We start from the raw sequence: 24,598 nt of genomic DNA, 5'->3' as shown, positions 1-24,598 counted from the left end.
GCCCCAACGGAGAGCTGCCATGACCGATACCCCCGACCGCGACGAACGCCACCTGGCGCGCATGCTGCGCAAAAAAGCCGTGATCGACGAGCGCATCGCCAATTCCCCCAATGAGTGCGGCTTGCTGCTGGTGCTGACCGGCAACGGCAAAGGCAAGAGCAGCTCCGCATTCGGCATGCTCGCGCGCGCCATGGGCCACGGCATGCAGTGTGGTGTGGTGCAGTTCATCAAGGGGCGCAACAGCACCGGTGAGGAGTTGTTCTTCCGTCGCTTCCCCGAACAGGTGCGTTTCCACGTGATGGGCGAAGGCTTCACCTGGGAGACCCAGGACCGCCAACGCGATATCGCCGCCGCCGAAGCCGCCTGGGCCGTCTCCCGTGAACTGCTGCAAGACCCCACCATCGGCCTGGTGGTGCTGGATGAGCTGAACATCGCCCTCAAGCATGGCTACCTGGACCTCGATCAGGTTCTCAGCGACCTGCAGGCCCGTCCGCCGATGCAACACGTGGTGGTCACCGGCCGTGGCGCCAAGCCTGAATTGATCGAAATGGGCGACACCGTCACCGAAATGGGCATGCTCAAGCACGCGTTCCAGGCCGGTATCAAGGCACAGAAGGGCGTCGAACTTTGAATCAGCCCCGTCATTGCCCGGCCGTCCTGATCGCCGCACCGGCGTCCGGCCAGGGCAAAACCACCGTCACCGCCGCGCTGGCCCGTTTGCACCGCAACCTGGGGCGCAAGGTGCGCGTGTTCAAATGCGGCCCGGACTTCTTGGACCCGATGATCCACGAGCGCGCCAGCGGTGCGCCGGTGTATCAGTTGGACATGTGGATGGTGGGCGAGCAGGAAAGTCGTCGCCTGCTGTGGGAAGCGGCGGGCGAGGCCGACCTGATCCTGATCGAAGGCGTGATGGGTCTGTTCGATGGCACACCGTCCAGCGCCGACCTGGCGCGGCACTTCGGCGTGCCGGTGCTCGCAGTAATCGACGGCACCGCCATGGCCCAGACCTTTGGCGCCCTGGCCCTAGGCCTGGCGCGCTATCAGCCGGATCTGCCATTCGCCGGGGTGCTGGCCAACCGCGTCGGTACCCTGCGCCATGCGCAACTGCTGGAAGGCAGCCTGACCGAAGGCCTGCGCTGGTATGGCGCACTGTCCCGCGAAACCGGGATCGAACTGCCCAGCCGCCATTTGGGCCTGGTGCAAGCCAGCGAACTGAACGATCTCGACGTGCGCCTGGACGCCGCCGCCCAGGCATTGGGCAGCAGCTGTGAAGTCGCATTGCCGCCACCGGTGACCTTCGCCGCGCCGGAAGTGATCGCGGCCGAGCCGTTGCTGGCCGGTGTACGCATTGCGGTGGCCCGTGACGAAGCCTTCGCCTTTACCTATGGCGCCAGCCTTGACCTGCTGCGAGCGATGGGGGCCGAACTGACGTTTTTCTCGCCGATCCATGATCGCCAGCTGCCCGAGGCTGACAGCCTCTATTTGCCCGGCGGTTACCCGGAACTTCATCACCAGGCGCTGTCGGAAAACACCCCGATGCTTGAAGCTATTCGTAACCACCATGCCGCCGGCAAGCCCTTGCTCGCTGAGTGCGGCGGCATGCTCTACCTGCTGGATTCGCTCACCGATGTCGACGGCATCCGCGCCGAACTGGTCGGCCTGCTGCAAGGCGATGCGGTGATGCAAAAGAAACTGGCCGCCCTGGCCCTGCAAAGCGTCGAACTGCCGGAAGGCGTGCTGCGCGGGCACACGTATCATCATTCCCTGACCAGCACCGAGTGCCAGCCGATTGCCCGTGGCCTCAGCCCGAACGGCGGGCGCGGTGCCGAAGCGGTCTTCCGACAGGGGCGGATGACCGCCTCTTACGTGCACTTCTATTTCCCGTCGAATCCGACGGCGGTAGCCGCCTTGTTTGCGCCGGACCGAGCTGAAACCCTATCCACTGTAGGAGGGGGCTTGCCCCCAATAGGGCTATGACCGACAACGCTTTCCCCCAGGCCGACCGCGACGCCGTCTACCGCGCCATCGCCGAACGCCGCGACATGCGCCACTTCAGCGGCGGCATGGTCGCCCCCGAATTGCTGCATCGCCTGCTCCAGGCCGCGCACCAGGCCCCCAGCGTCGGCCTGATGCAGCCTTGGCGGTTTATCCGCATCAGCGACCGCGCGTTGCGAAGCCAGATTCAACAGTTGGTGGAAGAAGAGCGCGTGCGCACCGCCGAGGCGTTGGGCGAGCGCTCCGACGCGTTCATGAAGCTCAAGGTCGAAGGTATCCACGACTGCGCCGAAGTGCTGGTGGCGGCGTTGATGGATGATCGCGAGCGCCACATCTTCGGGCGGCGCACCCTGCCGGAGATGGACCTGGCGTCGCTGTCCTGTGCGATCCAGAACCTGTGGCTGGCCGCGCGGGTCGAGGGGCTGGGCATGGGCTGGGTCTCGCTGTTCGAACCCCAGGCCCTGGCCGACCTGCTGGGCCTGCCGCCCGGTGCGAAACCCCTGGCGGTCTTGTGCCTGGGGCCGGTGACGGAATTTTACCCGGCACCGATGTTGCAGCTCGAAGGCTGGACCGAGCCTCGGCCGTTGAGTGACATGTTGTATGAGAATGTGTGGGGAGTGAGTCAATGAGTGTGGCCTTGCTGTGTGTCGCTGCGGTGGCGCTGGATGCGCTGCTGGGCGAGCCCAGGCGCTGGCATCCGCTGGTGGCGTTCGGCAATTTTGCCGGGCGCATCGAGCAGCGTTTCAACAGCGGTGGCCGTGGCTGGCGCAGCCATGGCGTGACCGCGTGGTTTATCGCCGTGGTGCCGTTGACCCTGCTGGCCACCGCGTTGTCGTGGGCGCCGTATATCGGCTGGGTTCTGGAGATCCTCGCGTTGTACTGCGCCCTCGGCATGCGCAGCCTCGGCGAGCATGTGATCCCGGTGGCCCAGGCCCTGCGCAGCGATGACCTCGACGCGGCCCGCACACGGGTGAGCTACCTGGTCAGCCGCCAGACCAGCGAACTGGACCGCACCGAAGTCGCCCGCGCCGCCACCGAATCGGTGCTGGAAAACGGCAGCGATGCGGTGTTTGCCGCGCTGTTCTGGTTTGTCGTCGCCGGTGTGCCAGGCGTAGTGCTCTACCGCCTGAGCAACACCCTCGACGCCATGTGGGGCTATCGCAATGAACGCTTCGAGCGCTTCGGGTGGGCCGCGGCCAAGATCGATGATTTACTCAACTATATTCCTGCACGCCTGGTGGCTTTGACCTACGCCGTGCTGGGCAAAACCCGCCTGGCCCTCAAATGCTGGCGCACCCAGGGGCCGACCTGGGACAGCCCCAATGCCGGGCCGGTGATGGCATCCGGCGCTGGCGCGTTGGGCGTTGAGCTGGGCGGCGCCGCGATTTACCACGGCGAGGTGCACCATCGTCCGCAACTGGGCGAAGGTCCGGCGGCGGATGCCGACTCCATCGACCGTGGCTGGCAACTGGTGCAGCGCGGCGTATGGTTGTGGTTGCTGATTCTATGCGTGGGGGGGCAATTTTATGCTTGAGCACGGTGGCCGGCTGCGCAAGGCGGCGATTCAGTACGGGATTGCCGAGGCCGATTGGCTCGACCTTTCCAGCGGCCTCGCGCCCTGGCCGTGGCCGATCCCCGAGATTCCGCTGCGGGCCTGGGCGCGCTTGCCGGAATCGGACGACGGCCTGGAACAGGCGGCCAGCGAGTATTACGGCGCCGCGCATGTTCTGCCGGTGCCCGGCTCCCAGGCGGCGATTCAATTGCTGCCACGCCTGCGCCGTGCCGGCAAGGTCGGCGTGCTGTCGCCGTGCTACGCCGAGCACGCCGAGGCCTGGCGTCGCGCTGGTTACGTGGTGCGTGAAGTGCAGGAGCAGGAAGTCGACTTCTTCCTCGACGGCCTCGACGTGCTGGTGGTGGTCAATCCCAATAACCCCACCGGACTTAGCCTGACCCCGCAGCGCCTGCTGGACTGGCACACAAGGCTGGCCCAGCGCGGCGGCTGGCTGGTGGTGGACGAAGCGTTCATGGATGTCACCCCGCAGTTGAGCCTGGCGAACCAGGCCCATCAGGTCGGCCTGATTGTGCTGCGTTCGTTCGGCAAGTTTTTCGGCCTGGCCGGGGTGCGCCTGGGCTTTGTGCTGGCCGAACGCAGGCTGCTCAAACTGCTGGCCGAACAGGTCGGGCCGTGGGCCGTCAGCGGGCCGACGCGGGTGCTGGGCCAAGTGTGCCTGCGCGATACCGCCGGCCATGCACGGCAGCGGGCACGCTGCACCGAGGCCGCCCAGCGTTTGTTTGAAATGCTCGAACGCCGTGGCTTTCAACCCCAGGGCGGCTGCGCGTTGTTCCAATGGTTGATCACCCCGCACGCCGAGCGCATGCACGAATTCATGGCGCAACGCGGCATCTTGCTGCGCCTGTTTGTGCACAACAGCAGCGTGCGGTTTGGCCTGCCCGACACCGAGGCCGATTGGCTGCGCCTTGACGAAGCGCTGGCAGCCTACAAGGACGCCTCATGAGTACGCTGATGGTGCAAGGCACCACCTCCGATGCCGGCAAAAGTACCCTGGTGACCGCGTTGTGCCGTTGGCTGGTACGCCAGGGCATTGCCGTGGTGCCGTTCAAACCACAGAACATGGCGCTCAACAGTGCGGTGACGGCCGAGGGCGGCGAGATCGGCCGGGCCCAGGCGGTGCAGGCCCAGGCGGCCAACCTGGCGCCCCATACCGATATGAACCCGGTGCTGCTCAAGCCCAACAGCGACACCGGCTCCCAGGTGATCATCCATGGCCGCGCCGTGACCAGCATGAACGCGGTGGCCTATCACGACTACAAAGCCACCGCGATGCAGGCAGTGCTGGCTTCCCACGCGCGGTTGAGCGAAGCCTACCCGGTGGTGATGGTGGAAGGCGCAGGCTCCCCGGCCGAGATCAACCTGCGCGCCAACGACATCGCCAACATGGGTTTCGCCGAAGCGGTGGATTGCCCGGTGCTGCTGATTGCCGACATCAATCGCGGCGGGGTGTTCGCCCATCTGGTCGGCACCCTGGAATTGCTCTCGCCCAGCGAACAGGCGCGGGTCAAAGGTTTCATCATCAACCGTTTTCGCGGCGACATTGCACTGCTGCAACCCGGCCTGGATTGGTTGCAAGCACGCACCGGCAAACCGGTGGTCGGCGTATTGCCCTACGTGATGGACCTGCACCTGGAAGCCGAGGACGGCATCGACCGGCGCCAAACCGACAAGGCGGCGCAGGTGCTCAAGGTGGTCGTGCCGGTGTTGCCGCGCATCAGCAACCATACGGATTTTGATCCGCTGCGCCTGCATCCCCAAGTGGACTTGCAGTTCATCGGGCCGGGCCAGCCGATTCCGGCCGCCGACCTGATCATCCTGCCCGGCTCGAAAAGCGTGCGCAGCGACCTCGCCTACCTGCGTGCCAATGGCTGGGACACCGCCGTGGCGCGGCACTTGCGCTACGGCGGCAAGGTGCTGGGGATTTGCGGCGGCTTGCAGATGCTCGGTGAGCAGGTGCACGACCCGTTGGGGCTGGAAGGGCCAGCGGGTTCCAGCGACGGCCTGGGGCTGCTGGCGTTCAGCACCACCCTGGAAGAAGAGAAGCAACTGCGTAATGTTCGCGGGCGTTTGTTGCTGGAGAATGCCGAGGTCAGCGGGTATGAGATCCATGCGGGCGTGACGTGCGGCGCTGCCCTGTCGAACGCCGCCGTGCTGCTGGAGGACGGTCGCAGTGACGGCGCGCAAAGCGCTGACGGGCAGATTCTCGGCACGTATCTGCACGGCTTGTTCGAGACCCCGGCGGCCTGCAGTGCGTTGCTGCGTTGGGCCGGGTTGCAGGCTGTGCAGGAGGTGGACTACCACGCCCTGCGCGAGCGCGATATCGAGCGCCTGGCGGATCTGGTGGAGAACCATTTGGACACCGATTTGTTGCGCAAACTGTGTGGGGTTTAAGGGTGTACATACCCATTCCTGCGTTCGGCCAGCGTGGTTTACGGGGCGATTTCAGATCAAAAACGACTCGCTTCGCATCGTGGATGGGTGGGTGGGTAGGGGGTGTCTCATGCTTCAACTGATTTTAGGCGGCGCTCGTTCCGGTAAAAGCCGTCTGGCCGAAAAGCTCGCCAGCGACAGCGCTTTGCCCGTCATCTATATCGCCACCAGCCAGCCGCTTGACGGCGAGATGAATGCCCGCGTTGCCTTGCATCGTGAGCGTCGTCCTGATCACTGGGGTTTGATCGAAGAACCTGTCGAGCTGGCACGGGTGCTACGCGAAAACGCCGCGCCCGGTCGTTGCCTGCTGGTGGATTGCCTGACCCTGTGGCTGACCAATCTGCTGATGCTCGAAGACGCGCAGCGCCTGGCGTTTGAGCGCGATCAATTGCTGGAAACCCTGGCCGTGCTGCCGGGTGAAATTATTTTTGTCAGCAACGAGACCGGTCTGGGTGTCGTGCCGCTGGGCGAATTGACTCGCCGCTATGTGGATGAAGCCGGTTGGCTGCATCAAGCCTTGGCCGAGCGGTGTCAGCGTGTTGTCCTGACGGTTGCCGGCCTGCCCCTGACGTTGAAAGGTACTGCGTTATGACTGACACCTGGTGGCTCAACCCTTGTAAGGCCATTGACGCCTCGGCGTACGAACAAGCCCTGGCGCGCCAGCAGCAATTGACCAAACCGGCCGGTTCCCTGGGCCAGCTGGAAGCGCTGGCGGTGCAATTGGCCGGCTTGCAGGGCCAGGTCAAACCGTCGGTGGATCAGCTGTGGATTGCCATCTTTGCCGGTGACCATGGTGTGGTTGCCGAGGGTGTATCGGCGTTTCCCCAGGAAGTGACCGGGCAGATGCTGCATAACTTTGTCACCGGTGGCGCGGCCATCAGCGTATTGGCGCGGCAACTGGATGCGCAGTTGGAAGTGGTCGACCTCGGCACGGTGAGCCCTTCGCTGAGCCTGCCTGGCGTCCGTCACCTGAATCTCGGCGCGGGCACCGCCAATTTCGTCAAGGGCTCGGCAATGACCGGCGCCCAGGGCCGATTGGCATTGCAGGCGGGGCGCGACAGTGTGCTGCGCGCCCGTGAAAGCGGTGCGCAGTTGTTTGTCGGCGGCGAGATGGGCATCGGCAACACCACCGCCGCCAGTGCGCTGGCCTGCGCTTTGCTCGATTGCCAGGTGACCGACCTGACAGGCCCGGGCACCGGGTTGAATGCCCAAGGCGTCAGTCACAAGGTGGCGGTGATCGAGCGCGCGCTGGCCTTGCATGCCGCGCAGCGCGGGGATGCGTTGCAAACCCTGTGCAATCTCGGTGGATTTGAAATCGCTGCCTTGGTGGGCGCTTATCTGGCCTGCGCCCAGGAAGGTATTGTGGTGCTGGTGGATGGGTTTATCTGCACCGTCGCTGCGCTCGTCGCCACGCGCTTGAACCCGGCGTGCCGCGACTGGCTGCTGTTCGGTCATCGCGGCGCCGAGCCTGGCCATCGCCATGTCTTGCATAGCCTCGACGCACAGCCGTTGCTGGAACTGGGCCTGCGCCTGGGCGAGGGCAGTGGCGCGGCGTTGGCGGTGCCGTTGCTGCGCCTTGCCTGTGCGCTGCACGGGCAGATGGCGACGTTTGCCGAAGCGGCCGTGGCAGACCGTCCGGCATGACCTTGCACCTGGACCTGCTGCGCCATGGCGAAACCGAACTGGGGGGTGGCCTGCGCGGCAGCCTGGACGATGCATTGACCGCCAAGGGCTGGGAACAGATGCGCGCCGCCGTGGTGGCGCAGGGGCCTTGGGATCGGCTGATCAGCTCGCCGCTGCAGCGCTGCGCGCGGTTCGCGGATGAACTGGGCGCGCGGCTGAATGTGCCGGTGAGCCTGGAAAAAGACCTGCAGGAGCTGCACTTCGGTGCATGGGAAGGGCAGAGTGCGGCGGCGCTGATGGAGACCGACGCCGAAGGTTTGGGCCGGTTCTGGGCCGATCCGTATAGCTTCACGCCGCCCGAGGGCGAACCGGTCAGCGAGTTTTCCCAGCGGGTTTTGGGCGCCGTCCTACGCCTGCATAAGGCGTATGCCGGTGAGCGTGTGCTGTTGATCAGCCACGGAGGGGTGATGCGTTTGCTGTTGGCCCAGGCTCGGGGGCTGCCCCGTGAGCAGTTGCTGAATGTCGAAGTCGGTCATGGCGGGTTGTTCAACCTGCAAGTCGCCGCCGATGGCGTGTTGAAGGAAGGAATCTGAGCATGCTGCCGTTCTGGATCGCCGTGCAGTTCCTGAGCAGTTTGCCGATTCGCCTGCCGGGTATGCCGCAACCGCAGGAGCTGGGGCGCTCGTTGCTGTTTTATCCCGTGGTCGGGTTGCTGTTCGGCGTGCTGCTGTGGGGCCTGAACACACTATTGACCGGATCACCGCTGTTGTTGCACGCCGCGCTGCTGCTGACGGCCTGGGTGTTGCTCAGCGGCGGCCTGCACCTCGATGGCCTGGCGGACACTGCCGATGCCTGGCTGGGTGGCTTCGGCGACCGCGAGCGCACCCTCAGCATCATGAAAGATCCGCGCAGCGGGCCGATTGCCGTGGTCACCCTGGGCCTGGTGTTGCTGCTCAAGTTCACCGCGCTGGTGGCCTTGATCGAACAACGCAACGGTGTGGCGTTGATTCTCGCGCCGTTGATCGGGCGGGCGTCGATGCTGGGGTTGTTCCTGACCACGCGTTATGTGCGAGCGGGTGGGTTGGGCCAAGCGCTGTCGGATCATTTACCGCGCATCGTCGGTCAACAGGTGCTGATCCTCAGTGGCCTGGCCTGCATCCTGATCGGCGGTTTCAGCGGGGGGCTCGCCGTGCTGCTCGCGGCTGTGTGTTTCATGGGACTGCGTCAACTGATGGTCAATCGTCTCGGCGGCACCACCGGCGACACCGCTGGCGCGCTGCTGGAGCTGTTGGAAGTCGCTGTTCTGGTCGGTTTGGCGTTGTAACACTTTCTTGCATTTCCTTAATCGCGGGTATATACACGTTCCATGCTTGCCTCCCAATGTTTATGCACCAACCTGCGACGTGCCGCCCGGGGCGTCAGCAGGCATTACGACGGCGCCCTTGACGGCTTCGGGATCAACGTCGCCCAGTATTCCTTGTTGTGCAACCTGCAGCGCCTCGATCAACCGAGCATTTCCAGCCTGGCCGACGCCATGGGCCTGGATCGCAGCACTTTGGGGCGCAACCTGCGGGTGTTGGAAGGTGAGGGCCTGGTGCAGATGGTGGAGGGCGATGACCTGCGCAACCGCCTGGTGCTGTTGACCGCAGCCGGTGAAGAGCGCCTGGCCGCAGCGTTACCCGCCTGGGAGGCGGCGCAACAGAAATTGATCGATCAACTCGGCGCGGAAAAACGCGAAACCCTGTTGGCCTTGCTGGATGAACTCGCCTGAACGCGGGTTTGTTCGAACACAAGCGGGTATATACCCGTGAGCGGAGAATAAGAAATGACGTCGATGTGGCGCACCAGCGGTTGGATCCTTTTAGGGAGTGCGCTGATCCTGGCGTTGTCCTTGGGCGTGCGGCACGGTTTCGGCCTGTTCCTGGCGCCGATGAGCAGCGAATTCGGCTGGGGCCGTGAGACCTTTGCCTTTGCCATCGCCTTGCAGAACCTGATCTGGGGCCTGGCGCAGCCGTTTACCGGTGCCCTGGCCGACCGTTTCGGCGCCACCAGGGCGGTGTTTGTCGGCGGGGTGTTATACGCCGCAGGCCTGGTGTTGATGGGCATGTCGGATTCGGCGTGGTCGTTGTCCTTGAGTGCCGGCCTGCTGATCGGGATTGGCCTGTCGGGTACATCGTTCTCGGTGATTCTGGGCGTGGTCGGCCGCGCCGTGGCGCCGGAAAAGCGCAGCATGGCCATGGGCATTGCCAGCGCCGCCGGTTCGTTTGGCCAGTTCGCCATGGTGCCGGGCACCTTGGGCTTGATCAGTTGGCTGGGCTGGTCGGCCGCCCTGCTGGCGCTGGGCCTGATGGTGGCGCTGATCCTGCCTCTGGTAAGCATGCTCAAGGACCGCCCACTGCCGGTGATGGCTGGCCAGCAAACCTTGCGTGAAGCCTTGAAGGAAGCCTGTTCCCACTCCGGGTTCTGGCTGCTGGCCTTCGGCTTTTTCGTCTGTGGCTTCCAGGTGGTGTTTATTGGTGTGCACCTGCCAGCTTACCTGGTGGACCAGCACTTGCCTGCCACGGTCGGCACCACGGTGTTGGCGTTGATCGGGCTGTTCAATATCTTCGGCACCTACACCGCCGGCTGGCTCGGCGGGCGCATGTCCAAGCCGCGCTTGTTGACCGGGTTGTACCTGCTGCGCGCGGTGGTGATCATACTGTTCCTGTGGGCGCCGGTGACCGAGGTCACGGCCTACCTGTTCGGCATGGCAATGGGCTTCCTGTGGTTGTCCACGGTACCGCTGACCAACGGCACGGTCGCCACGTTGTTTGGGGTACGAAACCTGTCCATGCTGGGTGGGATCGTGTTCCTTTTCCACCAGCTCGGCTCGTTCCTTGGCGGTTGGTTGGGCGGGGTAGTCTATGATCGAACCGGTAACTACGATTTGATCTGGCAAGTGGCGATCCTGTTGAGTGTGCTCGCCGCAGCCTTGAATTGGCCGGTGCGTGAGCGGCCGGTGGCGCGATTGCAGGCGCAGATGGAGGCGGCATGAGTGCGACCTGGTATTGGTTCGGCGGGGCAGCAGCGATAGCGCTGTTGCTGGCCCTGGCCTGGTGGGGCTGGCAGCGCGGTGGCCTGGCGTTGATGCAACTGGGTATGTCGATCTGTTAAGTTCGATCCCTGAACTTTTTAAAGGACGTTTCGACATGCAGATGCGCTGGCTTGCTGTACCCGTGCTGATGGCTGCTTTTGGCGGTGTGGCGTTGGCTGCCGATTGCCCGCCGTTGCTTGAGGGCCAATTGCCCAAGCTGCGCGCCAAGGAATCCATCGACCTGTGCCAACGTTTTGCCGGTAAGCCCTTGGTTATCGTCAACACGGCGAGCTTTTGCGGGTTCGCACCGCAATTCAAAGGTCTCGAAGCGCTGTATCAGCGCTACAAGGATGAAGGGTTGGAGGTGATCGGCGTGCCATCCGATGACTTCAAGCAGGAAGCCAAGACCGGCGAAGAAACCGCCAAGGTCTGCTACGTGAATTACGGCGTGACCTTCACCATGACCGAGCCGCAGAAGGTCAAGGGGCCGGACGCGGTGCACCTGTTCAAGGTATTGGCGCAGCAGAGCAACGCGCCGAAGTGGAATTTCTACAAGTACGTGGTCGACCGACAGGGCAAGGTGATTGCCGATTTCTCCAGCCTCACCAAACCGGACAGCCCTGATCTGATCAAGGCTGTGGAGCAGGCGATAGCGTCTAAACCCTGATCATCGGGCACTAAAAAGGCCCGCCTCCCTTGCAGGAGTGCGGGGCTTTTTTACACCCGTCTGTATCAGAAGGTGTAGGTCATGCCCAGGCCGAAACCGTTGGCACTGTTTTCGTATTTGGCGCGGTAACTGGCTGTCGACGGGGCGTCAGCAGTCTGGTTGATCTTGACGTCTTCTTCTTTCAGGTACGAATACGCCAGGTCGACGGTCATGTTATCCATGACTTTGTAGCCCAGGCCCACGCTGAAGATCGTACGGTCGCCAGTCGGGATGCGCGGCGAACGATCGGTGTTGTTGGTCGGGGATTGGTCGAAGGTCAGGCCGGTACGCAGCACGACTTGCTTGGTCAACTGATACGAGGTACCCACGGCGTAGGCCCAGGTGTCGTGCCAATTTTGTTCTTCGGTGATGGAACCTAGTTGGCTTGGCGCCAGTAAGCCGCCTGCGGCCGTTACGCCTTCGTTGTTGACAGTGATCTCTTTCAGGCGACTCCAACGCGTCCAGGTTGCACCGCCATAGAGTTTCCAGGCGTCGGTCAGGTCTTGGGTGACGGACAGGTCGTAGGACTCTGGGGTGTCGATTTTCAGCGAGGCGTCGTAACGGTTGTTACGCAGGAACGGCTGAGTGGCCGCTGGGCCGCTGACGGTGGTGTGGCCTTCGAGCTTGTACTTGACCTTCGAGTGGTAGGTCAGGCCTACGCGTGTGGTGTCGGTGGCCTGGACCAATACGCCGACGTTGAAACCCAGGGCTGTATCGTCACCCTTGATTTTTACGTTGGTATCGGAGGCAAGCGGGCTAAGGGTCTTGTCCGACTCGAGCACACCGGAAATCCGGTTGATGGTCGGGCCAAAGCCGATGGAAACCTTGTCGTTAAAGGCATAGCTGACAGTCGGCTGGAAGGTCATGACCTTCACTTCGCTCTTGCTGCCGAAGCCGCGACCCTGGAAGCCGTTTTCATAGTCGGTCACCAGGCCGAACGGTGCGTATACACCGAAGCCGATAGCCCACTGATCGTTGAGTTTGTTGGTGTAGAAACCGAATGGCACTGCGGTGAACGGAACCATATCGCCTTTGTTGGTACCGCGAGAGTTGCCACCGGTATTGCTGATGTCGGTCGACGCATCAATGGCAGCAACGCCGCCGGTGATTTGCTGGCCATTCAGGCGGGACATACCGGCCGGGTTACCGTAGACAGTGCTTGCATCATCGGCAGAAGAGGAGCGACCTGCGAAACCCGTACCCATCCCGCTGACGCTCTGTTCGTTCAGTGCGAAACCGCTTGCGAACAGTTGGGAGGATGCCATGGCAACGGCGAGGCTAAGTGTGGTCTTGAGCATTACTTTTTTCATTATTAGAACTCCGGGGTGATCACCGCTGCGGAAAGTATCAATAAAATTAACATCGCGCTATAGGCTGTAATGTAGGAGATAGAGTGGTTTTGTAGGACAATCCGACCAGAATTCTGCTTTTTTGGCGAATCTTGCAAATTGCCCGGTCAGCAGGCCACGTGATTCAAGGGGGAAACACAGGTTTGCCAGGCTTGGGTGAAATCCCGCAGCCTTCCTTGAGGATGAAATATTTCTTTCCAGATACGCGCCATGGCTAAAACATCACCGGGTGGTGGCAGGGCGGGGCTGTGCTGTTCGACCAGCAGCCAAGCGATGGCCGTGGCATAACGCAGGTTTACGGTGAGTTCCAGCTGGGGCGCGCTGAGGAAGGCATGTTGGCTGGCGAGCCCGCGTACCAGGCTGGCGCGCTCGGGGTCGAGCGCCAGGTAGTTATCCCACAAGGCGCGATGGCGAGGTTCGGTGATGCTGTACAGGCCATGGCCGCGTCGATCGTGTAAGGCAGAACCCAATTCCGACTGGCTGGCCGCGATGCCCAGCAGCAGTGACTCAGCCGTTGGGCTCTGCTGGCCGAGGTACGTCAGCGTTGGCCGGATCACATAGCGACACAATTCACTGGCTGCGATACCCATACATGCCTCAATCCGTGAAAGGGGTCGACGAGTCCTGAGATGGGGGCTTGGCAGCAGTGGATCGGATCTCAGGCTCGTCGGAAGCGGATCATGCCGCTTGAGTTGAAGTGTAGTGTCATATTCATGATGTAAAAGACTGTTTTTAAAACATCTTCCTCATCCAGTTATAACGTTTATATCGATTTGAACTTAGTACAAAGGCTCAGGGTACGAATTTCGGGCAATAAAAAACCCTGTGTTTTAAACAGGGTTTTTTGTGTTTCAGCGACTCGGGTCGATCAGGCAACCAGTGCCTGACGGGTACGCTCGATCACGGCCTGCAGCGGTTCAGCGCTGGAGTATTGATCGGGGTACAGGCGTTCGCTGTGACGAGCGATGCCGTGTTCGTTGACCAGGGTGAAGCTGAAGCAGCCTTTGCGAGCGGCCATGATCAGGCAGTTCATTGGAGCAAAAGCGTTGGTGAGGGTGCGAATGGCATCCTGAGTGTGGATAGCGGACATATTATTGGTGTTCCTACAAATGACACGGATAAGAACCGTGCAACGTTAAAACGTTCCAGTAACGTTGATCACCATTGATCAAACGAAGAACCTGACTGGAACAAAGCAGCCAGTTTGAAGCGCTAATAAGTTAGGCGCGCTTGGGCTGGCAGGTAGGTACTTAGGAGGGCAGGCAACACAACAAGGGCAAAGGTTCTGGGCCCGGGGTGAAGATCCTGATCAATTTGCAGGTTGGTTCGGTCAGAGTATGGAAACTTCGCGGCACCCTTTGCTTGTTCAAAGGCAGTGTCGTCGCAAGTGATACCTGGAAACCATCGAGGTGGTCGATCCCGTGTTGTTCAGGGGAGTTGTTCGACCAGAATTGACTTTCAGCTTGGTACTAACGCTGCGGATAGTAACGGATTGAAACAGGTAATGGAAGCGCGTTAATCAAAAACTGCAATCAACCGCCCAGCAGGCCGCGATACACCAGCACCGTGACGGCGGCGGCCAGGGAACAACCCAGCCCATAGGCGGCCAGGGTCAGGCGCAAGGATTGGCCGGTCTCGACCATCTTCATCACATCGCCCATGTCATCGACACGTCCTTCACCCAGCTCGATGCACACGCTCGCGGCGGTGAAAGCGGCCGATAGCAGGATGGCGATGGCAAACAACGCACCATCCGGGGATGGCAGCGCGACATTGATCCCTAATGAAATGGCGCAGATGGCCAGTAACAACACGGCGAATAATAGAATTCCTTTCATCAGCCCACTCAGCCTTGCGTTGTCCGTCGGGCAGTGTGGCGAGCCTGAAAAGATTTGAAAAGTCCCTGTTTTGCTTCGGCGGTAACATTTTTGAAGGCTGTCGCTTCAAAAAAAGCCGGGGATATAACCATCGGATCGGTACTTGTGCACATTAGTTGCGGCGTGTGTAACCGGGCTGTCAATTGCTGGACAAGGCCGCCATTTGCCTGCAATGGAAATTTAAGTCAATGAAAAATCTGGCTTTTTTTTATTGGTGAAAAAATCGTCAGTTTGACTGCGGGCCCCGTTCCATGGGCGTTTGCGCGAGTTAAAGGCTGGTTGTCCACTGAGTTATCCACAGCTTCTGTGGATTGTCCCGAGCGCTTGCTCTAGAACGGGCGTGCAGGGTTTTTTCAGCTTTACCTGTACGAAAAAAAGAGTAGAGTGGCGCGCCTTCCGTTCTGTCCCACAGTGCTTTATGAAGTTTCGCTCAGTATCACCTTCTGTTACCGACATCCCCCAGACTGTTACCGCGCCCAAGCGTTTTTCTTTGAAGGTCGCCCTGTGGTTGCTCGACAGCCCACGCCTGGGGCACAGCACCAACGTCAAACACTTCGCCGGGCGCTTGCTCAAGCAGCCGGCCCGTGAGGGCGTAGTGGCTGCGCAAAGCCGCCTGGGCCAATTGATGTGCCGTGAGTGCGGCAACGCCCGCGACCGCCGCATCGGCCACGATCTGCTGCGCCTGGCCGCCCGTGCCGGTGACCGCCGTGCCCAACGAGAACTGGGTCAGGTCGAAGACTGAGCTGTCCTCACGCTCTACGCTTGGTTAACCTTGCTCCTTTTCGGTGATGGCAGAAATGGCTATGGTTTTTGACTGGACCAGTATTGCCCTGGGCCTGGCTGGCGCCGCAGTGCCCTTATTGGCGGTGTGCTGGCAGATTCAACGGCGGTTGACCGCGCGGACCACCGGCTGGGAACTGCTCGAAGAGCGCCTGGCCACTGCGCAACTGGCCCAGGAAGGCCTCACCGCTCAATTGGATGCCAGCCGCGATGAAATCAGCGATCTGAGCCAGGCCAATGCCGCCAAGCAAGCGGACCTCGCTGCCGTGCGCCGGGAGGTCGAGCTGTTGCAGATCGACCGCGATAACGCCCGCGACGCCGCCCACGCCTGGAACCTTGACCGCAGCGCCAAGGAAACCGAATTGCGCCGCCTTGATGCATTGTCGGCCGCCTTGCGCGCCGAACTGCGCGAGCAGCAGGAAAGCCATCAGCAGCGCCTCGCCGACCTGCAAGGCTCGCGGGACGAATTGCGTGCGCAGTTCGCTGAGCTGGCCGGCAAGATCTTTGATGAGCGTGAGCAGCGCTTTGCCGAGACCAGCCAGGAGCGCCTTGGCCAGTTGCTCGATCCCTTGAAGGAACGCATCCAGTCCTTCGAAAAACGCGTCGAAGAGAGCTATCAGAACGAGGCTCGCGAGCGCTTTTCCCTGGCCAAGGAGCTTGAGCGCCTGCAGCAACTGAACCTGCGTCTGTCAGATGAAGCCACCAACCTGACCCGCGCCCTCAAGGGCCAGAAAACCCAGGGCAACTGGGGTGAGCTGATCCTCGAGCGCGTGCTGGAGCACGCCGGCCTGGAGAAGGGCCGCGAGTACCAGACCCAGGTCAGCCTCAAGGGCCCGGACGGCGAGCGTTTCCAGCCGGATGTGCTGATCATGTTGCCTGGCGACAAGCAGGTCGTGGTGGACTCCAAAGTCAGCCTGACCGCTTACCAGCAGTATGTCGCAGCCGATGATGAGGTCATCGGCCAGACGGCCTTGAAACAGCACGTGCTGTCGCTGCGCAATCACGTCAAAGGTTTGGCCGGTAAGGATTACAAACGCCTGGAAGGCCTGCACAGCCTGGATTTCGTGTTGTTGTTCGTGCCGATCGAAGCCGCTTTTTCCGCGGCCTTGCAGGCCGAACCGAATCTGTTCCAAGAGGCTTTCGACCGTCATATCGTGATCGTCAGCCCAACGACGCTGCTCGCCACCCTGCGGGTAATCGACAGCCTGTGGAAACAGGAGCGCCAAAGCCAGAACGCCCGCGAAATTGCCGAACGCGCCGGGTGGCTGTACGACAAGTTCGTGCTGTTTATCCAGGATCTGGACGAAGTGGGCAATCGTCTACAGCAATTGGACAAGGCTTACAGCGCGGCGCGGAACAAGCTGACAGATGGGCGTGGAAACCTGGTCAGTCGCACCGAGCAATTAAAGTTGCTCGGTGCGCGTGCCAGCAAAAGCCTGCCGGCGGATTTGCTGGAGCGGGCTATGACCGACGCCGACGGTGTCGCGCATCTTCCCGAATAAACACATTCCGAGAGGTGGGAGGGGGCTTGCTCCCGATTGCAGTGGATCAGGCACAGATGGTGTGACTGATGCTCCGCTATCGGGGGCAAGCCCCCTTCCACATTTTGACTGGGTACATCCGGCTTATAGAGGTAAGTGTCGACTCAGCAACGCCCGTAACGCGGCTGGTTTCACCGGCTTGGCAAGGTAATCCAACCCCGCCGCATGCACCTCTGCCACCATCTCCGGGCGGCCGTCGGCACTGATGACCACGCCGGGGATCGGCTCCGCCATTTGTGTACGCAGCCAGCCCATCAACTCGGTACCGGTCTCACCGTGATCGAGGTGGTAATCCACCAGCGCCAGTTGCGGGCGTATGCCTTGCTCCAGCAGCGCCGCACATTGCGCCTGATCGGTGGCAGTCCACACCTCACAGCCCCAGCGTGTCAGCAGGCTGCGCATACCGATCAGAATGCTCTCTTCGTTATCCACGCAGAGCACTTGCGCGCCGCTCAAGGGCAGGCCGTTTTCATGTACTGCTTTGACTTGCGGGCTGGCTTGGTTGCGCGCCAGCGGCACGCGTACGCTGAACACGCTGCCCTTGCCGGGCCATGAGCGCACGCTCAGACGATGGTCCAGCACTCGGCACAGGCCGTCGGCAATCGCGAGGCCCAGGCCCAGGCCTTTCTCGGCGCGGGTCTGGTGGCTGTCCAAGCGCTTGAACTCTTCGAAGATCACCTTCTGTTTATCCTGCGGGATACCGGGGCCACGGTCCCAGACTTCCAGGCACAGCTCGCCCTTGCGCCGGCGTACGCCGAGCAGCACCGAGCCATCGGAATACCGGAAAGCGTTGGTCAGGAAATTCTGCAAAATCCGCCGTAGCAGCTTGATGTCGCTGTCGACGCGCAAGCGGCTGCCCCGCAGGCGGAAGCGCAAGCCCTGCTCTTGGGCCAGGGCCTTGAATTCGGCGCCGAGGGTATCGAACAACTCATTGAGTACGAAAGGCTGGCGCTGCGGATTGATCTTGCCGTTTTCCAGGCGGGAGATATCCAGCAGGTCGCTGATCAGGTCTTCGGCAGAGCGCAGCGAGCTGTCCAGATGCTGCACCAGTTGCCGTGCCTCGCTGGACAGGCCGTCGTTCTGGTGGGAGAGGGCGGCGGAGAACAGGCGTGCGGCGTTCAACGGCTGCATCAGGTCATGGCTGACCGCCGCGAGGAAGCGGGTCTTCGACTGGCTGGCGGACTCGGCGACGCCCTTGGCATCGGTGAGCGCCACATTGAGCTGCGACAGTTCGTGGGTGCGCTCGGTCACCCGTTGTTCGAGGCCTTCGTTGGCCTCGGTGAGTGCCTGCTCGGCCTCGCGGAACGCGGTAATGTCGGTGAAGCTCATGACGAAGCCGCCGCCGGGCATCGGGTTGCCGATCAGCTCGATCACCCGTCCATTCGGGAACAGGCGCTCTGACGTATGCGCGCGGCCCTGGCGCATCCAGTGCAGGCGGCGCGCCACGTGCACCTCGGCTTCGCCCGGCCCGCACAGGCCGCGCTCGGCGTTGTAGCGAATGATGTCGGCAATCGGTCGGCCTACGCTGATCAGCCCGTCCGGGTAATTGAACAATTCCAGATAGCGCCGGTTCCAGGCCACCAGCTTGAGGGACTGGTCCACCACACTGATACCCTGGGTGATGTTCTCGATGGCGCCTTGCAGCAATGCGCGATTGAATTGCAACACTTCGGACGCTTCGTCGGCGATGCGTACGACATCCTCCAGTTGCATTTCCCGCCCTTCGATCGCCGCTTTCACCACGGCCCGAGTCGAAGATGCACCGAGTACACCGGCCAGCAAGCGTTCGGTGTGGGCGATCCAGTCGTTGTCGGCATTCTGGTTGGGGTTAAAGCCTTTGCCCTGGCGATAGGCGAAGCGGATAAAACTCTGTTGGGCCCGTTCTTCACCGACAAAACGCGCGGCCAGGCTGAGCAGGTCGCTGATCTGTACCGACAGCATCGAGCGGGCACTCGCGCGCTGACTGATTTCCTGGCCGATAAAACGCCCGGCTTGCCAGTGTTCCGACACGCGCGTGCGCGACAGCATCGACACCCACACGAACAGCGTGAAGTTACCTGCGAGGGAGAACACCGTGCCCAAGGTCAGTGAGGTGACGGACAAACCGAGCGGGTGCGAATGCATCCACGTCAGCCCCGGGAAAAGGGTGAGGGACCAACCCAGGCTTTTCGCGGTAACCGGTAGGACCAAGGTGTAGAACCACAGGAATGTACCTGCTGCCAGCCCCGCAAACACGCCACGGCGGTTGGCCTGTTTCCAGTACAGCGCGCCGAGCATGGCCGGGGCCAGTTGGGTCACGGCGGCAAAGGCGATCTGGCCGATGGTCGCCAGGCTTGCGGTGGAGCCCAGCAGGCGGTAGCTGACATACGCCAGCAGCAGGATGATCACGATGCTGACCCGGCGCACCGACAGCATCCAGTGGCGGAACACTTCGAACGGTCGCTCTGCGCTGGAACGGCGCAGCAGCCAGGGCAGCAGCATGTCGTTGGAGACCATGGTCGACAACGCGATGCTCGCCACGATCACCATGCCGGTGGCCGCCGACGCACCGCCGATAAACGCCAGCACGGCGAGGGCCGGATGGGCTTCGGCCATGGGCAGGCTGATCACATAAGAGTCCGGCAGTACCGAGCCAGGCAGCATCATTTTGCCGCCCAGGGCGATCGGCACTACGAAAAGTGCGGCGAGGATCAGGTAGGCCGGGAATACCCACTTGGCCAGGCGCAAATCCTGTGGGTCGATGTTTTCCACGACCGTCACATGAAACTGTCGAGGCAAGCAGATGATCGCCATCATGGCGACGCCGGTTTGCACCACCATCGACGGCCAGTTGATGGTTTCCTTCCAGTATTCCTCCAGGCGTGGTGCGAGCATCGCCTGGCTGAACAGGTCGCCGAAACCGTCATATAGGCCGTAGGTCACAAACGCGCCGACTGCGAGAAACGCGAACAGCTTGACCAGGGACTCAAATGCAATCGCCAAGACCATGCCACGGTGGTGCTCCGTGGCGTCCAAGTTGCGTGTACCGAACACAATGGTGAACAACGCCAGCACCAGGGACACGATCAACGCGGTGTCCTGGGCGCGGGTGCCGGTGGTGTCCGCGCCAGCGCCAATCAGCAGGTTGACCCCCAGCACGATGCCTTTGAGTTGCAGGGCGATATAAGGCAGCACGCCCACCAGGCAGATCAGCGCGACCACCACCGCCAGGGACTGGGATTTGCCATAGCGTGCAGCGATAAAGTCGGCGATGGAGGTGATGTTTTCCTGCTTGCTGATCAGGATCATCTTCTGCAGCACCCAGGGTGCCAACACCAGTAGCAGCACCGGTCCCAGGTAGATCGGTAAAAACGCCCACAGTTGTTCGGCGGCCTGGCCTACGGCCCCGAAGAAGGTCCAACTGGTGCAGTAGACGGCCAGCGACAGGCTATAGACCCAGGCACGCATGCGCGGCGGCAGCGGCGCGCGGCGACGGTCACCGTAGAAGGCGATGGCAAACATAATGGCCATATAGGCCAGGGCAACGGCGGCGATCAGCCCGCTGGACAACGTCATGGTAACTCCGAGCATGAGAACACCCAGGCATTCCGGGCCCGGTTGGACAGTCTCGCATGATGCCTGGGGTTAGTCAGTGTCGACCAAGGTCGTGTGGGATCTAATGTCGCAGTGGGCGCTTAGCGCGGTGGCAGGGTTTTCTGACGCAGGATGTAGATTGTCACCAGCACGGCGCTGGTCAGCATGAACCCGCGGGCCCATGGCAGCGGTACCAGGTAGCAGGAAAAACCGATACTCAGCCACATCAGGCCGATGGCGTAGACCTTGCCCTTGAGTGGAATGCCGTTGCCGTCCAGGTAATCACGAATCCAAGGGCCCAGGCGCGGGTGTTCCACCAGCCACTGGTAGAAACGCGGGGAGCTTCGAGCGAAGCAGGCGGCAGCGAGAAGAAGGAAGGGTGTGGTCGGCAAGACCGGCAGGAAAATACCGATCACTCCCAACGCTACGCTCAGCCAGCCGATGGCCAGCAGTACGTAACGCAGGAGCAGCGAGCGATTGCCCATGGGTGTCACGGGCAGGCGACTCAGTGGTGACGTGGCTTGAGGATCGCCGGTTTTTCGTCAGGAGCGTTGCACAGCAGGTACAGGGCGGTCAGCGCTTCCGGGATCTGTACGATCATGTCGTCCATCAGGTTGGCGTCGGCGGCGATGTCGGAAAATTCAGCTTCTTCCTCAAACAGCCCCGAGCCGACCATGATCGGCAGCAGCATTTCGCTGACTTCTTCCTCGGCGGATTCGAACCAGGCAGCTTCGCGCAGGAACACGCCTTCCATGAAGCCGATGCACCAGCCGCGCAGGTCGGAGTCGTCCGGCTCTTCGCCGAGGTCCAGGTCGCACGGCAGCTCGAATTCCTCATCGGAAGCCAGTTGGCGACCGATGTGGGCCTTGAGGGCCAGCAGGGTGGATTCGATTTCTTCGCGCTGTGCGGCGTCGGCGTAGTGCGGTTCTTCGGCGAACAGCGCGTCGATCCATTCACGGTCGGGAACGACCTCGGAGCAGATCGACAGGGCGGTCAGGTAGCCGTGGGCGGCCACGTAGTCCAGCGCCTCGTCATGCAGCTCATCGGCGTCGAGGAAGGCTTGCAGGCGGGTTAGTTGCTCAGCGAAGGACATTGAAGGACTACCTTGGGAATAAACGATGCTGAATTCTAGGCTTTCTTGCGCGCCCAAGCCAGTCGGCATGCATATTTGCCAGGTTTTTGAGACAGGCTGCAATTCGTCAGCGGCGCCCTTTGCCGGATGACGCTCGGGTATACTGCCGCGTTTTGTGATGCCCCTGCAGGCCAAGCGCCAGGCCGAGAAAACTTCGCTTACGGATTATTTTCCGTGAAGCCGAAGTTTTTCGGCCAGCCTGTACAGAGGGATTTCGGCACTATTTTGTTGGAGTTATACATGCTCGATCAGGCTCAACGCGTCCTCAAGGACATCTTCGGCTACGACAGTTTTCGTGGCCGCCAGGGTGCGATCATTGAGCGCGTGGCCAAGGGTGGTGATGCGCTGGTCCTGATGCCTACCGGCGGCGGCAAGTCGTTGTGCTTCCAGGTACCGGCGTTGTTGCGCAACGGGCTGGCGGTGGTGGTGTCGCCGCTGATCGCGTTGATGGATGACCAGGTCGCGACCCTGGAAGAGCTCGGCGTCGCTGCCGCTGCGTTGAACTCCACCCTCAGTGCCGAGCAGCAACGCGACCTGGCCGCGCGGATCAAGCGCGGTGAAGTGAAGATGCTCTACCTTGCACCTGAGCGCCTGGTGCAACCGCGCATGCTGGCGTTTTTGCAGAGCCTGGAAATTGCCCTGTTCGCCATCGACGAAGCCCACTGCGTATCGCAATGGGGGCATGATTTTCGTCGCGAATATTTGCAGCTCGGTCAACTGGCGGAGCTGTTCCCGGACGTTCCCCGCATCGCCCTGACCGCCACCGCCGACAAGCGCACTCGTGAAGAAATCGTCGAGCGTCTGCACCTGCAGAACGCCGAGCGCTTCCTGTCGAGCTTCGACCGGCCGAATATTTTCTACCGCATCGTGCCCAAGGAGCAGCCTCGCAAGCAGCTGCTGGCGTTCCTTTCGGAGCGACGCAGCGATGCGGGCATTGTCTATTGCCTGTCGCGCAAGAAGGTCGATGAAGTGGCTGCATTCCTCTGCGAGCAGGGCTACCCGGCGCTGCCGTACCACGCCGGCCTGCCCAACGAAACACGCTCTGCCCACCAGAAACGCTTCCTTAACGAGGAAGGCCTGATCATGGTGGCTACCATCGCGTTCGGCATGGGCATCGACAAATCCAACGTGCGCTTTGTGGCCCATATGGACCTGCCCAAGTCCCTTGAGGCCTATTACCAGGAGACTGGGCGTGCCGGTCGTGATGGCCTGCCGGCCGATGCCTGGATGGTCTACGGCCTTCAGGACGTGGTGATGCTCAAGCAGATGTTGCAGAACTCCGAAGGCGATGAACGCCATAAACGCCTGGAGCAGCACAAGCTCGACGCGATGCTCTCGTTGTGTGAAGAGACCCGCTGCCGCCGCCAGACCTTGCTGGCGTACTTCGACGAGGACATGCCGCAACCGTGCGGCCACTGCGATAACTGCATTGATGGTGTACAGACCTGGGACGCCACCGAGCCGGCCCGCCAGGCACTGTCGACGATCTACCGTACCGGCCAGCGTTATGGCGTAGGCCATCTGGTGGATGTGTTGCTGGGCAAGGACAACGAAAAAGTGCGCAGCTTCGGCCACGAAAAACTCTCGGTCTATGGTGTCGGCAAGGCCCGTGCCGAAGGTGAGTGGCGTTCGCTGTTCCGGCAAATGGTTGCGCGTGGCCTGGTGGACATCGATATCGAAGGGTATGGCGGCCTGCGCCTGAACGACAGTTGCCGCCCGCTGCTCAAGGGCGAGGTGAGCCTGGAGCTGCGCCGCGACCTCAAGCCGCAGACTACCGCCAAGACCAGCACCAGCCAGGCCAGCCAGCTTGTCCGGGGTGAAGAACGTGAGCAGTGGGAAGCCCTGCGTACCCTGCGACGCAAACTGGCCCAGGAACACAGCGTGCCGCCGTACGTTATTTTCCCCGACTCCACTTTGCTGGAAATGCTGCGCGAGCAGCCCACCACCATGGCCGAAATGGCCCGGGTCAGCGGCGTCGGTGCGCGTAAGCTGGAGCGCTACGGCCAGGCGTTCCTCGAAGTGCTCGGTGGTCAGGTCGAAGCACCGAAGGAAATCGCCGATATTCGCCATGAACTGATCAGTTTGGCACGCGCCGGCATGACCCCGGTCCAGATCGCCGGCCAGCTGCAATGCTCGGAGAAAAACGTCTATACCTTGCTGGCCGAATCCATCGGCAAGCAGCAGTTGTCCCTGGAGCAGGCCCTTGACTTGCCGGAAGATATGCTCGGCGAAATCCAGGACGCATTCCTCGACGGAGAAGGCGAATTGCCACCGGTTGCGGAGATTGCACCGCTGTTTGCAGGGCGTGTACCTGAAGGGGTTTTGTACTGCGTGCGGGCCGCTTTGCAGTCTGAATTCGAAATTTAGTGTGCCAATTACGTCAATGTAACGAATCAGTACATAGCAAGTCTTGCCTAGTGACATGGCTCATGCTTAGCTGACTAATAATTAGCCATACTTTATTTTCAGTCTAAACCATGAGTTTTTTATGCCGTTAACCGATCAACACCGTTTTGGCATGCAGCTGGCGCAAATGTCCCGAGGTTGGCGCGCTGAGCTCGACCGCCGTTTGGCCGGGCTGGGCCTGTCCCAGGCGCGATGGCTGGTGCTGCTGCACCTGGCTCGTTTCGAAGAAGCGCCCACCCAGCGTGAGCTGGCGCAAAGCGTCGGCGTAGAAGGGCCGACACTGGCCCGGTTGCTCGACAGCCTAGAAGGCCAGGGCCTGGTGCAACGCCAGGCCGTGGTGGAAGACCGTCGCGCCAAACGTATCCTGCTGTGTGACACCGCCAAGCCGTTGATCGAGCAGATCGAGACGATTGCCACGGCTTTGCGCCAGGAACTGTTTATGGGCATTGACGAAGAAGATATGCGTGTATGCATGCGGGTGCATGGGCACATCCTGGCGAATCTGGAAAAGTCCTGATTCGACCACCGCAGCCTCGCTTG

At 61.7% G+C, this 24,598-nt stretch carries 25 protein-coding genes; 18 read left to right on the top strand and 7 right to left on the bottom strand.

Annotated features, from left to right (window positions below):
- Positions 1-19: 19 nt before the first annotated feature.
- The 14 genes from cobO to FBY10_RS15415 all read left to right on the top strand — a co-directional run bounded on the left by cobO (position 20) and on the right by FBY10_RS15415 (position 11,361).
- Positions 20-631, top strand: coding sequence for a cob(I)yrinic acid a,c-diamide adenosyltransferase (gene cobO, locus FBY10_RS15475; RefSeq protein WP_027603802.1), 612 nt, complete (start codon positions 20-22; stop codon positions 629-631).
- The gene (locus tag FBY10_RS15470; RefSeq protein WP_145336985.1) at positions 628-1,977 is read left to right on the top strand and encodes a cobyrinate a,c-diamide synthase; all 1,350 of its coding nucleotides are present in this window, start codon (positions 628-630) and stop codon (positions 1,975-1,977) included. The genes cobO and FBY10_RS15470 overlap by 4 nt, the downstream gene beginning before the upstream one ends.
- A complete protein-coding gene (gene bluB, locus FBY10_RS15465; protein WP_131698612.1) occupies positions 1,974-2,624 on the top strand; it encodes a 5,6-dimethylbenzimidazole synthase in 651 nt (216 codons plus the stop codon). The genes FBY10_RS15470 and bluB overlap by 4 nt, the downstream gene beginning before the upstream one ends.
- Positions 2,621-3,529, top strand: coding sequence for an adenosylcobinamide-phosphate synthase CbiB (gene cbiB, locus FBY10_RS15460; protein WP_145336984.1), 909 nt, complete (start codon positions 2,621-2,623; stop codon positions 3,527-3,529). Before bluB ends, cbiB begins: the two co-directional genes overlap by 4 nt.
- Positions 3,522-4,511 carry a threonine-phosphate decarboxylase CobD gene (cobD, locus tag FBY10_RS15455; RefSeq protein WP_131698610.1) on the top strand — a complete coding sequence of 330 codons (990 nt, stop codon included), beginning with the start codon at positions 3,522-3,524 and terminating at the stop codon, positions 4,509-4,511. Before cbiB ends, cobD begins: the two co-directional genes overlap by 8 nt.
- Positions 4,508-5,959: a cobyric acid synthase gene (locus FBY10_RS15450; RefSeq protein ID WP_145336983.1), complete on the top strand. Its 1,452-nt coding sequence runs from the start codon at positions 4,508-4,510 to the stop codon at positions 5,957-5,959. Before cobD ends, FBY10_RS15450 begins: the two co-directional genes overlap by 4 nt.
- 109 nt (positions 5,960-6,068) lie before the next feature.
- Entirely contained in the window at positions 6,069-6,590 is a 522-nt protein-coding gene (cobU, locus tag FBY10_RS15445; RefSeq protein ID WP_131698608.1) for a bifunctional adenosylcobinamide kinase/adenosylcobinamide-phosphate guanylyltransferase, read from the top strand.
- Entirely contained in the window at positions 6,587-7,642 is a 1,056-nt protein-coding gene (gene cobT / locus FBY10_RS15440) for a nicotinate-nucleotide--dimethylbenzimidazole phosphoribosyltransferase (protein WP_145336982.1), read from the top strand. The genes cobU and cobT overlap by 4 nt, the downstream gene beginning before the upstream one ends.
- Positions 7,639-8,214: an alpha-ribazole phosphatase family protein gene (gene cobC, locus FBY10_RS15435; RefSeq protein ID WP_145336981.1), complete on the top strand. Its 576-nt coding sequence runs from the start codon at positions 7,639-7,641 to the stop codon at positions 8,212-8,214. Before cobT ends, cobC begins: the two co-directional genes overlap by 4 nt.
- A gap of 2 nt (positions 8,215-8,216) precedes the next feature.
- Positions 8,217-8,945 (top strand): adenosylcobinamide-GDP ribazoletransferase, encoded by a 729-nt coding sequence (locus FBY10_RS15430; RefSeq protein WP_131698605.1) that lies wholly within the window; start codon positions 8,217-8,219, stop codon positions 8,943-8,945.
- 42 nt (positions 8,946-8,987) lie between these two features.
- The gene (locus FBY10_RS15425) at positions 8,988-9,392 is read left to right on the top strand and encodes a MarR family winged helix-turn-helix transcriptional regulator (RefSeq protein WP_090400092.1); all 405 of its coding nucleotides are present in this window, start codon (positions 8,988-8,990) and stop codon (positions 9,390-9,392) included.
- 63 nt (positions 9,393-9,455) lie between these two features.
- Positions 9,456-10,655 (top strand): MFS transporter, encoded by a 1,200-nt coding sequence (locus tag FBY10_RS15420; protein ID WP_178116758.1) that lies wholly within the window; start codon positions 9,456-9,458, stop codon positions 10,653-10,655.
- Entirely contained in the window at positions 10,652-10,774 is a 123-nt protein-coding gene (locus tag FBY10_RS31785) for a hypothetical protein (protein ID WP_256663489.1), read from the top strand. The genes FBY10_RS15420 and FBY10_RS31785 overlap by 4 nt, the downstream gene beginning before the upstream one ends.
- A gap of 35 nt (positions 10,775-10,809) precedes the next feature.
- Entirely contained in the window at positions 10,810-11,361 is a 552-nt protein-coding gene (locus FBY10_RS15415; protein WP_027603814.1) for a glutathione peroxidase, read from the top strand.
- Between the two features lie 65 nt (positions 11,362-11,426).
- Here the strand turns inward: FBY10_RS15415 and FBY10_RS15410 are convergent, their stop codons facing one another.
- From FBY10_RS15410 to FBY10_RS15390, 4 genes are all read right to left on the bottom strand, one after another.
- Entirely contained in the window at positions 11,427-12,710 is a 1,284-nt protein-coding gene (locus FBY10_RS15410) for an OmpP1/FadL family transporter (protein ID WP_145336980.1), read from the bottom strand.
- A gap of 146 nt (positions 12,711-12,856) precedes the next feature.
- Positions 12,857-13,339, bottom strand: a complete 483-nt coding sequence (locus tag FBY10_RS15405; protein WP_065946840.1) for a hypothetical protein — start codon at positions 13,337-13,339, stop codon at positions 12,857-12,859.
- A 278-nt stretch (positions 13,340-13,617) separates the two neighbouring features.
- Complete coding sequence (locus tag FBY10_RS15400; RefSeq protein ID WP_010563939.1) at positions 13,618-13,839, bottom strand: hypothetical protein; 222 nt, start codon at positions 13,837-13,839, stop codon at positions 13,618-13,620.
- A 442-nt stretch (positions 13,840-14,281) separates the two neighbouring features.
- Positions 14,282-14,587, bottom strand: a complete 306-nt coding sequence (locus tag FBY10_RS15390) for a hypothetical protein (protein ID WP_131698600.1) — start codon at positions 14,585-14,587, stop codon at positions 14,282-14,284.
- Between the two features lie 457 nt (positions 14,588-15,044).
- Between FBY10_RS15390 and FBY10_RS15385 the strand changes: the two genes are divergently transcribed.
- Together FBY10_RS15385 and rmuC are read left to right on the top strand one after the other, a co-directional pair.
- Positions 15,045-15,368 carry a hypothetical protein gene (locus tag FBY10_RS15385; protein WP_065940585.1) on the top strand — a complete coding sequence of 108 codons (324 nt, stop codon included), beginning with the start codon at positions 15,045-15,047 and terminating at the stop codon, positions 15,366-15,368.
- A gap of 175 nt (positions 15,369-15,543) precedes the next feature.
- Positions 15,544-16,908, top strand: a complete 1,365-nt coding sequence (gene rmuC / locus FBY10_RS15380; protein WP_178116757.1) for a DNA recombination protein RmuC — start codon at positions 15,544-15,546, stop codon at positions 16,906-16,908.
- 123 nt (positions 16,909-17,031) lie between these two features.
- Here the strand turns inward: rmuC and FBY10_RS15375 are convergent, their stop codons facing one another.
- From FBY10_RS15375 to FBY10_RS15365, 3 genes are all read right to left on the bottom strand, one after another.
- A complete protein-coding gene (locus FBY10_RS15375; RefSeq protein WP_131698599.1) occupies positions 17,032-20,502 on the bottom strand; it encodes a PAS domain-containing hybrid sensor histidine kinase/response regulator in 3,471 nt (1,156 codons plus the stop codon).
- Positions 20,503-20,621: 119 nt separating this feature from the next.
- The gene (locus FBY10_RS15370) at positions 20,622-21,005 is read right to left on the bottom strand and encodes a YbaN family protein (RefSeq protein ID WP_027603821.1); all 384 of its coding nucleotides are present in this window, start codon (positions 21,003-21,005) and stop codon (positions 20,622-20,624) included.
- 20 nt (positions 21,006-21,025) lie between these two features.
- Positions 21,026-21,613, bottom strand: coding sequence for a YecA family protein (locus tag FBY10_RS15365; RefSeq protein ID WP_131698598.1), 588 nt, complete (start codon positions 21,611-21,613; stop codon positions 21,026-21,028).
- 279 nt (positions 21,614-21,892) lie between these two features.
- Here FBY10_RS15365 and recQ point away from each other — a divergent pair, with 279 nt between their 5' ends.
- Positions 21,893-24,019, top strand: coding sequence for a DNA helicase RecQ (recQ, locus tag FBY10_RS15360; protein WP_145336979.1), 2,127 nt, complete (start codon positions 21,893-21,895; stop codon positions 24,017-24,019).
- A 121-nt stretch (positions 24,020-24,140) separates the two neighbouring features.
- Entirely contained in the window at positions 24,141-24,575 is a 435-nt protein-coding gene (locus tag FBY10_RS15355; protein WP_131698596.1) for a MarR family transcriptional regulator, read from the top strand.
- Positions 24,576-24,598: the final 23 nt, after the last annotated feature.

Source organism: Pseudomonas sp. SJZ103 (assembly GCF_007828335.1).
In the GTDB taxonomy this organism is placed as follows: Bacteria; Pseudomonadota; Gammaproteobacteria; order Pseudomonadales; family Pseudomonadaceae; genus Aquipseudomonas.
This window is presented reverse-complemented; position numbering and strand designations above follow the sequence as displayed.